The sequence below is a fragment of the Vibrio sp. genome (genome assembly GCF_047973365.1).
GTDB lineage: Bacteria > Pseudomonadota > Gammaproteobacteria > Enterobacterales > Vibrionaceae > Vibrio.
Window position 1 is genome coordinate 64,068 of the sequence record NZ_JBKEBW010000004.1, and the last position, 13,812, is coordinate 77,879.

The 13,812-nt window shown below is 44.2% G+C and carries 10 protein-coding genes; 4 read left to right on the forward strand and 6 right to left on the reverse strand.

Annotated elements, in window-relative coordinates:
- Positions 1 to 88: 88 nt before the first annotated feature.
- Both ACK5MF_RS00655 and ACK5MF_RS00660 read right to left on the reverse strand, forming a co-directional pair.
- Complete coding sequence (locus ACK5MF_RS00655; RefSeq protein ID WP_416918375.1) at positions 89 to 1,474, reverse strand: SLC13 family permease; 1,386 nt, start codon at positions 1,472 to 1,474, stop codon at positions 89 to 91.
- A 230-nt stretch (positions 1,475 to 1,704) separates the two neighbouring features.
- The gene (locus tag ACK5MF_RS00660; RefSeq protein ID WP_416918377.1) at positions 1,705 to 2,562 is read right to left on the reverse strand and encodes an alpha/beta fold hydrolase; all 858 of its coding nucleotides are present in this window, start codon (positions 2,560 to 2,562) and stop codon (positions 1,705 to 1,707) included.
- A 169-nt stretch (positions 2,563 to 2,731) separates the two neighbouring features.
- Between ACK5MF_RS00660 and zntR the strand changes: the two genes are divergently transcribed.
- From zntR to ACK5MF_RS00675, 3 genes are all read left to right on the forward strand, one after another.
- Complete coding sequence (gene zntR / locus ACK5MF_RS00665) at positions 2,732 to 3,151, forward strand: Zn(2+)-responsive transcriptional regulator (protein ID WP_416918379.1); 420 nt, start codon at positions 2,732 to 2,734, stop codon at positions 3,149 to 3,151.
- 1 nt (position 3,152) lies between these two features.
- A complete protein-coding gene (locus ACK5MF_RS00670; protein ID WP_416918381.1) occupies positions 3,153 to 4,253 on the forward strand; it encodes an SO_0444 family Cu/Zn efflux transporter in 1,101 nt (366 codons plus the stop codon).
- A gap of 128 nt (positions 4,254 to 4,381) precedes the next feature.
- A complete protein-coding gene (locus ACK5MF_RS00675; RefSeq protein WP_416918383.1) occupies positions 4,382 to 5,344 on the forward strand; it encodes an AEC family transporter in 963 nt (320 codons plus the stop codon).
- A 259-nt stretch (positions 5,345 to 5,603) separates the two neighbouring features.
- Here ACK5MF_RS00675 and putP read toward each other — a convergent pair whose 3' ends face one another.
- From putP to ACK5MF_RS00695, 4 genes are all read right to left on the reverse strand, one after another.
- Positions 5,604 to 7,094, reverse strand: coding sequence for a sodium/proline symporter PutP (gene putP, locus ACK5MF_RS00680; RefSeq protein WP_416918385.1), 1,491 nt, complete (start codon positions 7,092 to 7,094; stop codon positions 5,604 to 5,606).
- A gap of 103 nt (positions 7,095 to 7,197) precedes the next feature.
- Positions 7,198 to 7,896 (reverse strand): 1-pyrroline-5-carboxylate dehydrogenase, encoded by a 699-nt coding sequence (locus ACK5MF_RS00685; RefSeq protein WP_416918387.1) that lies wholly within the window; start codon positions 7,894 to 7,896, stop codon positions 7,198 to 7,200.
- 24 nt (positions 7,897 to 7,920) lie between these two features.
- Complete coding sequence (putA, locus tag ACK5MF_RS00690) at positions 7,921 to 11,040, reverse strand: bifunctional proline dehydrogenase/L-glutamate gamma-semialdehyde dehydrogenase PutA (protein WP_416918389.1); 3,120 nt, start codon at positions 11,038 to 11,040, stop codon at positions 7,921 to 7,923.
- Between the two features lie 379 nt (positions 11,041 to 11,419).
- Positions 11,420 to 12,229, reverse strand: a complete 810-nt coding sequence (locus ACK5MF_RS00695) for a helix-turn-helix domain-containing protein (protein ID WP_416918391.1) — start codon at positions 12,227 to 12,229, stop codon at positions 11,420 to 11,422.
- Positions 12,230 to 12,679: 450 nt separating this feature from the next.
- On the opposite strand from ACK5MF_RS00695, the gene ACK5MF_RS00700 reads away from it, so the two are divergent.
- Entirely contained in the window at positions 12,680 to 13,786 is a 1,107-nt protein-coding gene (locus ACK5MF_RS00700; RefSeq protein ID WP_416918393.1) for a PEGA domain-containing protein, read from the forward strand.
- The last annotated feature ends 26 nt before the right edge of the window (positions 13,787 to 13,812 follow it).

The window sequence follows — 13,812 nt, forward strand, 5'->3', positions numbered from 1 at the left end:
TTGCCCCAGATAAAAGCAACACAGAAAAAACTTAACAAACAAATTAGCTGCTCAGTTTTGAACAGCTAATTTTGTATTTTTATTTACCTTACCAGAACGTCATCGCAATGGTGGTCAAAATTGCGATACAGGCTAGATTGAGAACAAATCCAACCTTCATCATTTCGCGTTGTTCTATGTGTCCTGTACCAAACACGATAGCATTTGGTGGTGTAGCAACAGGTAACATGAATGCGCAAGAAGCAGAGATGGCGATCAACACTGACAATATAACGGGTGATACGCCAAACACTTCGGCAACACTAGCAAACACAGGGACCAGAAGTGCAGCACTGGCAGTGTTACTGGCAAATTCCGTCAGGAACACCACAAACACAGCAATCACAAAGACAATAAAAAACATTCCGAATTCAGAGATTAACTGGCTTAATTCCTGAGCAATAAACACACTCGTACCCGTTTGTTTCAACACATTACTCAAACAGATACCACCACCAAACAGAAGTAACACACCCCAGTCGGCTGTCTTTTCTATATCTTTCCAATGCACCACGCGGGCAAAGCTGATCATGATAATCGCACAAAGGGCGATGAGCGAATCGAAGCTCATAAAGCCGCCTAACATAGCATTCACAGGAGCACTGAATATCCATAGAAATACCACCAGCGAAAAAATTCCTAGGGTAACTATTTTGCCCTTGTCCCAATTTACAGGTTCAGAATGGGTATCAAACTGACCACTGAGGTCGGGCTTTAACATGAAATAAAGAATCGCCAAACAGATTGGTAGCAGCACCAATGTTGTTGGCAAGCCGAATTTCATCCAATCAAAGAAAGTTAAACCGACTTCAGCGGCGGCAATCGCGTTTGGTGGACTACCTACAACCGTGGCAATACCACCAATGCTTGCACTGTAAGCAATACCTAACAGAACAAAGACATAAGTTGAATGACCTCGTTTATCATCCACCTTACTCAAAATGCCGAGCACGAGAGGTAACATCATGGCTGTGGTTGCCGTGTTGCTGATCCACATAGAGAGTGCCGCAGAAACACCAAACAACATGAAGACAGCAGCGCTCATGCGTCCTTGAGCTAATACAAGCACTTTATCGGCAATCACTTTATCTAAACCTTGGCGATGCATAGCCGCCGCTAGGGCAAAACCACCCAAAAATAGGAAGATAATGGAGTTGGCAAAGTTATTCAGAGCCGCTTGGGTATCAAATACACCAAGAAATACCGCCATGACAGGGACAAGTATTGCCGTGACGGTGACATGTAATGCTTCTGTTAGCCAAAGAATGGCGATAAACGTTAGCATACTGATACCTAATACCACATTAGGCTCAAAAGGTAGGGTATAGAATAAAGTTAAAAACAGTACGATATCAGCAATCACTATCAGACTGTTTCGGTTTAAAAACCATTCTCGGGTATTGTGGGGTAAAGGGACACTATCATTTCTATTCATTATTATTTTCCTTACAAAAGCCTTACGGCAACATCATGATCACACGTAATCAAACAAGGAGATAATAATTTTTTGTCAAGTTGTTAAACTAATCAACATAAAATCCAACAACTTAACATTTTGAAATGAATAGAAATAGAAAAATCCCTTTTCCGTTAGGCTGAGTTTCACTAAAACATCAGTTTTAAACTGTCGCTCAATTAAACAGCCACCCAGTTAAAATCTTGTTTTTAAGCAACCAATCTAGCAATTTGATCGAATGCATTCATTACCTCAGGGCTTGTCATCACTCTACCATGACCTTGATTTTGCGTGGTTATGAGCGTCACTTTTTCAATCTCTTGGGACGCTTTTTGCGATATCGCATACTTAGCAAATTTATCGCCTTCATCATGAACAATGATAGTCTGTGACTCACGCTGTTTGAGCTTTTTGTATGGGTCAATCGAGTGAATGGGGTAGTGATATTCGTCCTGAACTTCGTTCACCACTTCTTCAAATAAACGCATCGAGTACCCCGAACGAGCCACGGTGCTAAACAGGTTATCTAAGTAATCCAAAACAGGGGCAATCAGTAGCATCGGACAGTTGGCGATTTTTGCGTGTCGACATTCCAGCGCAGTTGCGTTACCCATACTGTGTCCGACTAAGCCAACCACATCATCTTCACTATCGAGAATCGCTTCTAGCCCACGCACAAATGCGGGTATGTGCCCTAGAGCCCCTTCACTTTCACCATGCCCAGGATGATCGTAAGCCAGAGCCGTAAATCCCAGTGAAGCGATATGCTCCATTAACGGATAAAACTGATTCGAAGAGCCTGACCAACCATGAGTTAATACCCAAACAGGTCCAGTGCCTAAACGAAATGTCGTTAACAACCCTTCCGGTGATGGAACCTGAGATTTGATTAAACCTGTTGGCTCATGATTCTTCGCTTTCATTCGATCAGGAGTGAGAAGCAGCTTTCTTGCGGTTTTCTTCGCATGCCTTGGTGCCAATGTATGGTGCAAACGCGTGGTGACATTCACTAAACTGCGACGCCAATTAAAACGTTGCGCGGTATTGAAGTAGATTTTCTCACTCATAATTCTTTATTTTTCAATTTAATAAATAAAAAATTTTAGTATGGCGGGGCTAGTTTTACAAACACGAATACGGAAAATAACTCACCTTGATATACTCAAACTACTTGACCTTGTACTTAACTACAAAGTTTATACTGTTGCAAAATGACAAGAGAAGTGAGGTTTGTGCATGGTGTCTTTAACTCGCGGTCAACTGGCGAAACAGCTCAACATAACCACAGAGGCAATTCGATTTTATGAGCAGCAAGGCTTAATAGAGCCACTGCGTGCAGATAACGGTTATCGTCAATATGACCAACACTGTATTGATAAGTTGAAATTCATCCTTCATGCCAAAGAAGTGGGCTTATCTTTAAGTGATATTCAGGAACTGCTTTCAATCCAAATTGAACCTGATCAGCACACTTGCCAAGAAGTAAAAGAGATCACTCAAGCCAAATTGAGAGACATTGAACTGCGCATTGCTCAACTGCAACATATGCACGATGCATTGAGAGTCATTAATGAGCGCTGTTGCGGAGGAGCACATTCTGCCGAACACTGCACCATCCTCACTGCTTTAACTCACACTCAGCCAGAAGAGGCTTAATATGCAAACTATCACAACGTTTTTAGATACCCTGCTCGATTTGTGGCTTGATGCTTCTTTCTGGCTAATCATAGGGTTATTCGTTGCTGGTGTACTTAAAGTCACACTGAGCAATGAAAAACTGAGTAAACATTTAACCGGACACGGCATGTGGCCAAGTGTCAAAGCGGCAATATTAGGGATGCCGCTACCGCTATGTTCCTGTGGCGTGATACCCGCGGCAGTGGGGCTTCGTCGCGGAGGCGCTTCAAAAAGTGCCACAACGGCGTTTTTAATCTCTACACCGGAAACGGGCGTAGACTCGATTGCCATTTCATACGCGCTATTGGGCCCATTCATGGCTGTCATTCGTCCGATAGCCGCCACTGCTTCAGCAATCAGTGCTGCATTTTTGGTATTGCTAACCGATCAAGACAACCATACACCGCCACCACCATCTGCTGCGGTAAACAGCTCATGCTGTTCAAACTCTCATAGTTGCAGTAGCCATCAATCAACTGCACATACAGCTGAGGAAAAATCACAATCCTGGCTGAAAAAGCTGTGGGAAGGTCAAAAATATGCTTTCACAGATTTGATTGAGGATTTATCGTTGTGGTTGATTGTGGGCTTGGTTGTCTCTGCTTTAGTGGTCACATTTGTTCCGTCTGAAGCTTTGGTTGAAATCAGTCGCAGCCCTTGGGCGATGATCCTGATGGCATTGGTTGGAGTCCCTATGTATATCTGTGCATCCGCTTCAACACCCATTGCCGCAGGATTGATGCTCGCTGGCGTTTCACCGGGTGCAGTGCTTGTGTTCTTACTTGCTGGCCCTGCAACGAACATGGCCACGCTTGGCATCGTAAAAAAAGAGTTGGGAGCGAAGGCGTTGGTGAGCTATCTCGTTGGTGTGGTGGGTGTTGCAATATTGTTTGGTTATCTCACTAACTTCTTAGTCGATACTTACGCCATCAATATCAATGCTCAACTTGCTGCAAGCAACGAATTATTACCGCCAGTGGTCGCTTGGACCAGTGGTATCGCACTCGCTGTCATTATCGCGGCAGACCTGTGGAAACGCTTTATCCCTAAACAAAAGGCAAGCTGCTGCTCATCATGTTAACCGCTCGCCAGCGTATTCCAATCAACGCCAACACACTGTAGAGTATAAAAATCTGCCAATAAGCACTGTCGTTAAACTACACGTCAGTGCTTATCGTTTTAAATATCTCTTCATCTGAAGTTCAAGGAATGAACGTGGACAGCATTTTTCAATTACTGATGTTTTCGGCCTCAATCACAGGTCCTATTTGTTTAATGCTGGTTTTGGGAGTATTTCTTAAACGCATCAACCTGATTAACGATAACTTTATCGAAGTTGCTTCAAAAATCGTCTTTGAAGTAACGCTACCCACTATGCTGTTTTTAAGCATTGTTAGTTCAAACCACGATTTTTCTTCCAGTACATCATTGATCCTTTACGGTGTGGTCGCCAACTTTCTGTTCTTTTTATTCACCACTTTTATCACTAAAAAAACATTCGCTCGACCACAGGATCAAGGCGTTATCATCCAAGGTGCTTTCCGTGCAAATACCGCCATCATAGCTATCGCCTATGTTGCTAATGCTTATGGAAATACAGGGGTTGCTCTGGCCGCCATTTACGTTGCCAGTATGACTTTGCTCTACAATATCCAAGCGGTTATTGCTTTAACCAGCAAAAGTGACGCCAAAGGTACTCCGACATCCAAAATCATCTTTCGAACTCTGACCAAGAACCCACTGATCATAGCAATACTGCTCGGCATCTTCTGCTACGGATTCTCTATTCCAATTCCGAAAATGGTCACGGATGCCGGGCGCTATTTGGGCAATATGACCCTTCCTCTGGCACTGCTGTGCACTGGTGGTTCTTTGGATTTAAAAGCACTAAGAGAAGACAACGCACCCGCATGGTATGCTACTGGCTTTAAGCTTATTCTCGCGCCGCTGTTAACCACATTAGGCGCACTGATATTTGGTTTCCGAGGTATGGAGCTGGGGATGGTCTTCCTGATGAGTTCCGCCCCCACCGCGGCAGCTAGCTATGTGATGGCAAGAGCCATGGGTGGCAATGCGACATTAGCTGCCAATATCATTGCGCTAACAACCATCTTTTCACTGTTCTCATGCACCCTAGGTATATTCCTACTATCCGCATTTGATTTGATGTAAACGATTTGGGATACCGTTCTAAAAAGTTTCTGATCAGTGAATGGGTATCGATAAGCAAACCCTCTGAGCCAAGGATGGCTCAGCGGAGCCCCATGGAAGGGTTTATGCGTGTTTGTGTTCGATGCTCATTCGCTGTTCCATCAATGCCCAATTTGATCATATTTTTATCTAGGAATGGTATGAAGGCAGCAAAAATTAAGCCCCGCATTAGTTACTATATAATTAATGCGGGGCTTAAGTCGTTTAAAGCAGTATCGGTTTAGTCTAACTCGACCAACTGCTTCTTATACGTTTGGTGCTGTGATTTCACAGCTTGTTCTGGTTCACCAGTCAGTAAACTTACAACCACGATAGCGATGGTAGACAGGATGATTCCCGGTACGATTTCATACACGTCATACCAACCACCAGACAGCTGTTTCCACACGACGATAGTCACACCACCGACAATGATACCTGCCAGAGCACCATTACGGTTCATGCGAGACCAGTACAGGCTTAGCACTAACGCAGGACCAAATGCCGCGCCGAAACCAGCCCAAGCGTAAGAAACTAAACCTAATACTGAACTGTCTGGCGTCATCGCTAGGATAAGCGCAATAACAGATAGGATGATGACCGCTAGGCGGCCGACTCGCACAATCTCTTCTGAGCTTGCGTCAGTTTTAAATACCTGTTTGTAGAAGTCTTCAGCCAATGCAGAAGAAGAAACCAGTAGCTGAGAGTCGGCGGTACTCATGATCGCCGCAAGAATTGCCGCCAGAAGAATACCAGCGATAACTGGGTGGAACAGCGCATTAACCAGCAGCATGAAGATCTTCTCACCATCTTCAAGCTGAAGCGTGCCGTGATTCGTTACATAGACCAAACCAACAAAACCGACTAACAATGCGCCAAACATTGACAAACCGGTCCACACAACGGCAATACGACGAGCCGCAGTTAAATCTTTATTCGAACGTGATGCTTTGAAACGAGCCAGAATATGTGGCTGACCAAAGTAGCCTAACCCCCATGCTGCAAGAGAAATGATTGCGATTGCAGACAGTGGCTTACCGTCAATCCCATTCCAAAGAGTCAGAAGCTCTGGGTTGATCGCCGTAAGCTCTGCATCCAGTTTACCGAAACCACCGTCAAGTGCGGCAAAAGGTACGATAAGAAGCGCTGCAGCCATTAAAAGACCTTGCACTAAGTCAGTCCAAGAGACTGCAAGGAAGCCACCGAACAGTGTGTATGAAACCACACAGATTGTTCCGATAACGACCGCGATGGTGTAATCAAGACCAAATACGGTTTCAAACAACTTGCCACCAGCGACAAGACCAGAACTGGTGTAGAAAAGGAAAAATAACAGGATAAAGAAGGCTGAAATCGTTTGAATTAACTTAGATTTGTCATTAAAGCGACGCGATAAAAATTCAGGCAATGTAAGTGCATCCGTCGTTACACTATAGGTACGTAGACGTTTTGCAACTAATAGCCAGTTTGCCCAAGTACCGACTAATAGGCCTCCGGCTAACCAGAAAGCTTCAAAACCCGCTGCGTAGGCATAACCAGGCAGACCAAGTAACAACCATCCGCTCATGTCCGATGCACCCGCAGATAGCGCTGCTGGCCAAGGGCCTAAAGAGCGACCACCGAGGAAATAATCCGATGAACTTTTCGTTCGCTGATATGCGTAAACACCAATCGCCAGCATCAAAATGAGGTAGACGATAAAGGTGGTCGTAATAGCAAAGCTATTTTCCATTATATTGAGTCCTCTAAATATAAATTATCTTCCATGCCCCCTCACAAAAAGGGGGATAGATAAAAGATCTAAGGTCTGAAAAATCTTTTATGGCCTATCAGACCTAATGAGATTCGCTCCCAAGCTCTAGCAAGGTTGCGTTACCACCCACTGCTGTAATATTGATTGTACGAGTACGTTCGGTAATAAAGCGCAGTGATAGGTGTGGATCGTATGCTACAGGTAAGGCATCCAAATCCGTTTCTGATACCAAGCTGACAATAGCGCCTGTACGTTTTGCCAGATCACGATTAAGACGACGCTCAACCGATGTTTTACCGACATAACCTACAGCGCGAACATCCGACTCGATCAACTGGTGATGAGCATCAAATGTCGCGAATTGCACCACGTTTGCTGGTAATGTTGACTGCTCGAAAGCGGTCTTTAATGCTGAAAACAATTCAGCATCGTCGCTACAAAAAACTGCGCTGTTGCCCGCAACCAATGCAGCTGTTAACTGAGCCATTACAGCTTGTTTCGCAGCATAGCTACTGTCATCTTGAATGATCAGTGCCACACCTCGACCCGCCGTATACAGCTCGTTAGTTTCTCCTGTTGGGCCAACAAGTTGGTGCGTATGCGCCAACAATGTAGAAGCCTGTTGAAGATGGTAAGAAATCACTTTCGCTAGTTGAGGCGAAATGTTTTCTACATTTGCTTTCAATGAAAGTAAACACTCACATTTGGAATCAAAACTTGTCAGATTCCAGTTTTCCCAAGCCGAAAAAGCGTCAGAAAAACGAGTAACTTGATGAACCATGTTTGGTCTCCTTCGCCTAATCGATTAACAGTACTGAACTTGAGAAAAACGGTATAAGTAGTGCGGACCACCCGCTTTCGGACCTGTGCCCGACAAACCTTGACCACCGAATGGCTGAACGCCAACCACAGCACCTACTTGGTCGCGGTTGATGTAACAGTTACCTACTCGAGCGTGTTTTTCAATCCAGCGATACGTTGTTTCGTTACGGCTATGGATACCCATAGTCAGACCAAATCCAGTTTGGTTAATTTGATTCACCACCTCCGCCAACTCATTCGCTTTGAAGCGAACAATGTGCAGCAGCGGACCAAATTTTTCTTCGGTCAGACATGATATGTCTGCAATCTCAAACGCGGTTGGAGATACAAAGTCACCGTGCTGGCAAGCTTCACCTAGGCTTAGTTGCGCCACTTTCTTCTGTGTTTTGGTCATGTGTTCGATATGCTCAAGCAAAGTTTGCTTCGCTTTGGCATCAATCACAGGTCCCACATCGGTGGTGTGCAAATAAGGCAGGCCAACCGACAGCTCTTGCATCGCACCTTGAATCAAGGTGGTAATACGATCGGCGATATCTTGCTGAACGAAAAGAACACGCAGTGCTGAACAGCGTTGACCCGCTGAAGCAAATGCAGAACGTAAAACGTCGCGAACCACTTGCTCAGGTAGCGCTGTACTGTCTACGATCATCGCGTTCTGACCACCCGTTTCGGCAATAAACGGAACGGGATCTGCATCGCGTTCGGCCAGTGTTTGGTTGATACGTTGCGCCGTTGCAGTTGACCCTGTAAACGCAACGCCAGCAATACTTGGATGCGACGTTAACGCACTACCAATTTCTGCACCTTTACCAGGAAGAAGCTGAATAACGCCCGCTGGGAAACCCGCTTCCAGCATCAATTCAACCGCACGAACAGCGATTAAACTGGTTTGCTCTGCAGGTTTTGCGACAATCGTGTTTCCAGCCACCAATGCCGCAGAAATTTGACCTAGGAAAATAGCCAGTGGGAAGTTCCAAGGACTGATGCAAACAAACACACCACGACCTTCACGACGTACTTTACGCTCTTCACCATCAAAACCATCAACCGTGAACTCACCTAAGCAATCGACTTGTTTGGCGTAGTAACGACAAAAATCAACCGCTTCGCGAACTTCATCAATGCTGTCGTGAACGGTTTTACCCGCTTCGTGGTGACAAATTGCAACTAGCTCAGCCAGATTCGCTTCTAATAGATCAGCAAGTTTCTCTAATTTTTCGCTGCGAACAGATGCCGGCTCTTGATTCCAGCTTGCAAAGGCGACCTGCGCAGATTCAATGGCTTCGGAAACATGATCATGGGATGCGAAGTAGACTTGACCCACGTCAATACGACGATCATACGGTGCCGTCACAAGCTCAGGTTTTACATCTTCCTTGATCATGCTTTCGAGCTTAGACATGCCATTGATGATTGGCGCAGCCTTCCACTGATGACCAGTAAATGACTCAACTTGCTTTTCAAATGGTTTAGCTTCGCTTTCGATATCAATGTTCACACCATAAGAATTGCGGCGTTCAGAGAAGATGGCTGGTGGCAATGGGATTTGCGTGTTGTTTAAGGTTTCGCACTCTAATAGCATGTCCACTGGGTGCTGAGTCAACGAAGAGATCGGACAACGCGCATCAACCAGACGATGAACAAACGAGCTGTTTGCGCCATTCTCTAGAAGACGACGAACAAGGTAAGGCAACAAATCTTTATGGCTGCCTACCGGAGCATAAATACGAACCGATTGCTTATAGGTTGCCATCACGTGATTATAAAGCGCATCACCCATACCATGCAGACGTTGGAATTCGAAATCTTTATGCTTCGCCATCACAGCAATAGAAGTCACTGTTTGTGCGTTATGGCTGGCAAATTGTGGGAACAAATTGCCACGCACAGCATCACTTAACAGATAACGTGCACAGGCAAGATAGGAAACATCGGTCGATTCTTTGCGAGTATAAACAGGGTAGCCTGTATAGCCCGCTTGTTGAGACCACTTAACTTCACTGTCCCAATAGGCACCTTTAACAAGACGAACTGGTATCAAATCGCCCTGATCTTTTGCAAGCGCAGTTAACCAAACGAGCGCAGGTAAAGCCCGTTTTGAATAAGCTTGGATGACCAAACCGAACTTGCCCCAACCTTTGACAAGTTCACTGCGATAAACTTTTTCAAACAGTTCAAGAGAAAGCTCTAAACGGTCTGCTTCTTCCGCATCAATCGTGATAGCCACATCGAGCTCAATCGCTTTTTCAAGCAATTGCATTAACGTTTGATACAACTCACTCATTACTCGTGCGCGGTTTGCCACTTCGTAACGAGGGTGCAGCGCAGAAAGTTTGATAGAAATAGACGGTGCAGGACTGTTATCTAAAGCATATTTGTCACCACCAACAGCTTCAATTGCCATTAGGTAGTCTTGGCTATATTTTTTCGCATCAGCAGTTGTTAGTGCGGCTTCACCCAACATATCAAATGAGTAGGTAAAACCTTTGTCACACATCTTGCGACCATTTTTTTGCGCTTCAGCAATGTTACGACCAAGAACAAACTGGTGCCCCATGATCTTCATCGCTTGATGCATCGCTTTACGAATAACAGGCTCAGTCAACTTGTTGACTAAACGGTTAACGGCTTGGATTGGACTGGTACTTTCGACATCAGAAAGGCCAATCACTTTGCCTGTAAACATTAAGCCCCATGTGGAAGCATTAACAAATACAGAATCGGAATTCTTTAGGTGTGATTTCCAATCAGCAACGCCTAAACGGTCCTTAATAAACGCATCCGCAGTTTGCGCATCTGGAATACGCATCAGAGCTTCAGCAAGGCACATCAATAAAATACCTTCCTGAGTATCTAGGCTGTACTCAAGCAGAAGAGCATCAATCATTTGAATCGATTGCTTGTCTTTGCGAATCGTCTCGATAAGTTCAGTTGTCTTAGCCGCTATCGCTGACTTTTCATCTTTGCTCGGGGTTGCTAGGGGTAAAAGTTCCTTTAGCCATTGGGATTCGTCCACCATATAGAGTGGCGAGATCTGCGACCATAATTTGTTTAGCGGTTGCTCGACAAATTCGGCTTTCAACACATCAGTTGCTATAAACACGCGCTTTCCTCAATCTCATACCCGTATATCCAATCCGGGCTTCCTACAATGGCTGCAGTGTATTTTGAGCGCGTGAGGATTACTTGTCAAAAACTCCGAGCTTTTTGCTAAAAACTTGGTTTATTAACAAAGTAAAAACAGAATCACATCAATTAACGCAAAATAAAATGCCATTTGTTTACTAACAGATAAAAATAAATAACTTAAAATCAATATTCACACATTATATATAAGAATAATTCTCATTAAATAACACGATGAATAGCGAACAGCGCAGCTTGTTGCAACGACTAACAGAAAAAAAGACAAATCTGATACCAGGTTAGTCATTGATGAGTGCTATGAAATGACCATTTTGCAAAGCCTGTCAGCAGAATAGCTAGTTACGGCAGTTTTTTTTGAATTGCGAGGGTGAAATGCCCTGCAAGCGAGAGAAGGTATGTGTGAAAGTGCTTTGGTTAGAAAACCCTGTCAGTTCTGCAATTTGCCCCAGATTTAAGCGACCTTGTTCAATCAGAGACTTCGCCATGTCCACACGTTTGCCCAATACATATTGGTGTGGTGTGATTCCTTGTTGCTCTTTAAACAAACTATGAAATTGGCTTTCCCCCAGAAACACACTGCCAGCAAGCTGAGCAACAGAAATTCTATGACTTAAATGTTGTTCGATATAGTTATCCACCGCTTCCAGATCAAAACGAGAGTCTTTTCTATGCGTAGAAAAACTGGATATATGTCTCTGCAACAAAGCGGTCACCGTATCGTTACAAGCCCGGCTTAACAGAAGGTCATCAGGATAAGTCTGCATTTCCAAAACCAAAAGCTGGATCAGTTTCTGAATTTGTCCATCAAGCTGGAAATAGATATCGCTGCGTGAAAGATCATTAATTTTCTGCAACGCGAGAGGATCGTCATCGGCAGGAAGAGGTAGATTAAGCACCAAGATGTCAGACTGTCCGACAATACCGCCAAAAGCATGATCGGAACCCGAAGTCACAACACACCCCTGCCCCGGGCCAACAATATTTCCACTGCCGCACACTTCAAATTCAGCCTGACCTTTAAGACCAATCACAATTTGAGTGTAGTTATGATCATGAGACTCCATATACGCAGGCAAGGTGATCAACTGCGCCGGACGAGGCGACAAAACTTTGGCTCTTTGCTCTATAAAGGCAGAAGTTGTCATATTTTGCTCACTCAAGACCACATCATTTTTTGAAACAGACTCGCATTTTATACCAAATTTTACCGCAGTGATATTGCTGTACAAACACTCACCAACACTAGACAACTGAATGCATATGAGATAATTTGTGGTGACGAAATGGAGGAGATTAATCGAATCGGAACAATGATCAAGTGCACATAAATTACGGTCAATGTGTATTCAATCGAAAAACTACACTGCGAAACGGAAATCGGTACTTGCATATTTTATTAATCTGCTCAAAATGGGAATCGCACATTTGTAAGATTTACAAAATCAGAGACCTAATAGCAGGTTTTGGTAAGTTTTAGTGCTTTGAAGCTAAAACAGCGACAAAGTTTGCATAATGAGTCGGATTTTATGAAACCGTCAAAAGATTGTCTTTCCCACTGTTATCGGTGGTTAAATATTAAATTGTTGCAGGGACCTATGATCAAATATCGCATCCCAGCGCTATTGCTTGCGCTAAGCCCTCTTTGGCTAACTGCATCGGTGAACGCAGAACAAGTAACACAGGCTGATCCTGTGGCGAGCATCGATGAGAAGATAAGCATCAAACAAACGGAAATTGACACAATTTCTTCAGAATATGAAACGGAAGGTGCAAAACTTCAACAATTGAAAAATGAAGAAGAGCGCCTACAACGTGAAGCAGATGAGTTAGATGCGAAACGTAACCGTGCAAAATCAGATCTAGACAAACAATATTCACGCCTCTTGGATGACCCAGAAACGGATCTGGTGAGCTTTCAAAAGAAATACCAAGAAACTTGGGCAGCGGTGAAACAAAACCAGTCGGCTAAATTAGCCAATGAACAGTCAGCGACAGAAATTGAAATGCGTCTGTCTCAAATTAAGCAAAAACAGGCTCGCTTAAAAACTGAATTCGCTAATTTGGAAGAAAGCCGTATTGAAGCGCGAGTGAAACGTCTTGAGTCTGAACTGCGCGAGAGCAGCGTTTTAGAAACAAGTTATAAAACGGCTTGTTCTACCACTATGACACTCGGAGAGTGCGCCAACCAGGGGAAATATCTAACCAAGCAAAAAGCCGTGAAAACCTTTCGAGCGAAGTTGCTTGATGGTGTCACTGAATCAACGCTTGTTAAACAAAATACCAATGGTGTTGAACTGAACATTCACGTTCAAGAAAGCCAAATCATCAAGAGCGGCTTTGAAGGTAACAGTGACTATGTGACGCAGATGCAAGCGCAATTGCAAGCTAAGCCAGAAGCCGTAGCATCTTGTAAGTTACTTAATGTACCTACCCGTTACTGCCTGCAAGGTGCAGCAGACGAGAACGCAAATAAAAAGAACGATAAACAGTGGGCGAATGTCACTGTTCGTTCTGACCAATATAACGACTCAGTCACCATTAATGGAATTAACTACGGTAGCACTCCAGTAGAAATTGTACTCCCTGCTGGTCGTCATCAAGTAACGGTCGCAAAAGACGGTTTTGAGACCTATAACCGAGTGATTACTGTGAATGGTAACGATTCAATTTGGGTTAAACTAAGACCAAATAAAAACGGCTAAGTGACAAAACTCACTGATTTTTACGT

Excerpts from the sequence above, each read along its gene's own strand:
- ACK5MF_RS00655 (WP_416918375.1), bottom strand. The coding sequence starts at position 1,474 with ATGAATAGAAATGATAGTGTCCCTTTACCCCACAATACCCGAGAATGG.
- ACK5MF_RS00660 (WP_416918377.1), bottom strand. The coding sequence starts at position 2,562 with ATGAGTGAGAAAATCTACTTCAATACCGCGCAACGTTTTAATTGGCGT.
- zntR (WP_416918379.1), top strand. The coding sequence starts at position 2,732 with ATGGTGTCTTTAACTCGCGGTCAACTGGCGAAACAGCTCAACATAACC.
- ACK5MF_RS00670 (WP_416918381.1), top strand. The coding sequence starts at position 3,153 with ATGCAAACTATCACAACGTTTTTAGATACCCTGCTCGATTTGTGGCTT.
- ACK5MF_RS00675 (WP_416918383.1), top strand. The coding sequence starts at position 4,382 with ATGAACGTGGACAGCATTTTTCAATTACTGATGTTTTCGGCCTCAATC.
- putP (WP_416918385.1), bottom strand. The coding sequence starts at position 7,094 with ATGGAAAATAGCTTTGCTATTACGACCACCTTTATCGTCTACCTCATT.
- ACK5MF_RS00685 (WP_416918387.1), bottom strand. The coding sequence starts at position 7,896 with ATGGTTCATCAAGTTACTCGTTTTTCTGACGCTTTTTCGGCTTGGGAA.
- ACK5MF_RS00695 (WP_416918391.1), bottom strand. The coding sequence starts at position 12,229 with ATGACAACTTCTGCCTTTATAGAGCAAAGAGCCAAAGTTTTGTCGCCT.
- ACK5MF_RS00700 (WP_416918393.1), top strand. The coding sequence starts at position 12,680 with ATGATCAAATATCGCATCCCAGCGCTATTGCTTGCGCTAAGCCCTCTT.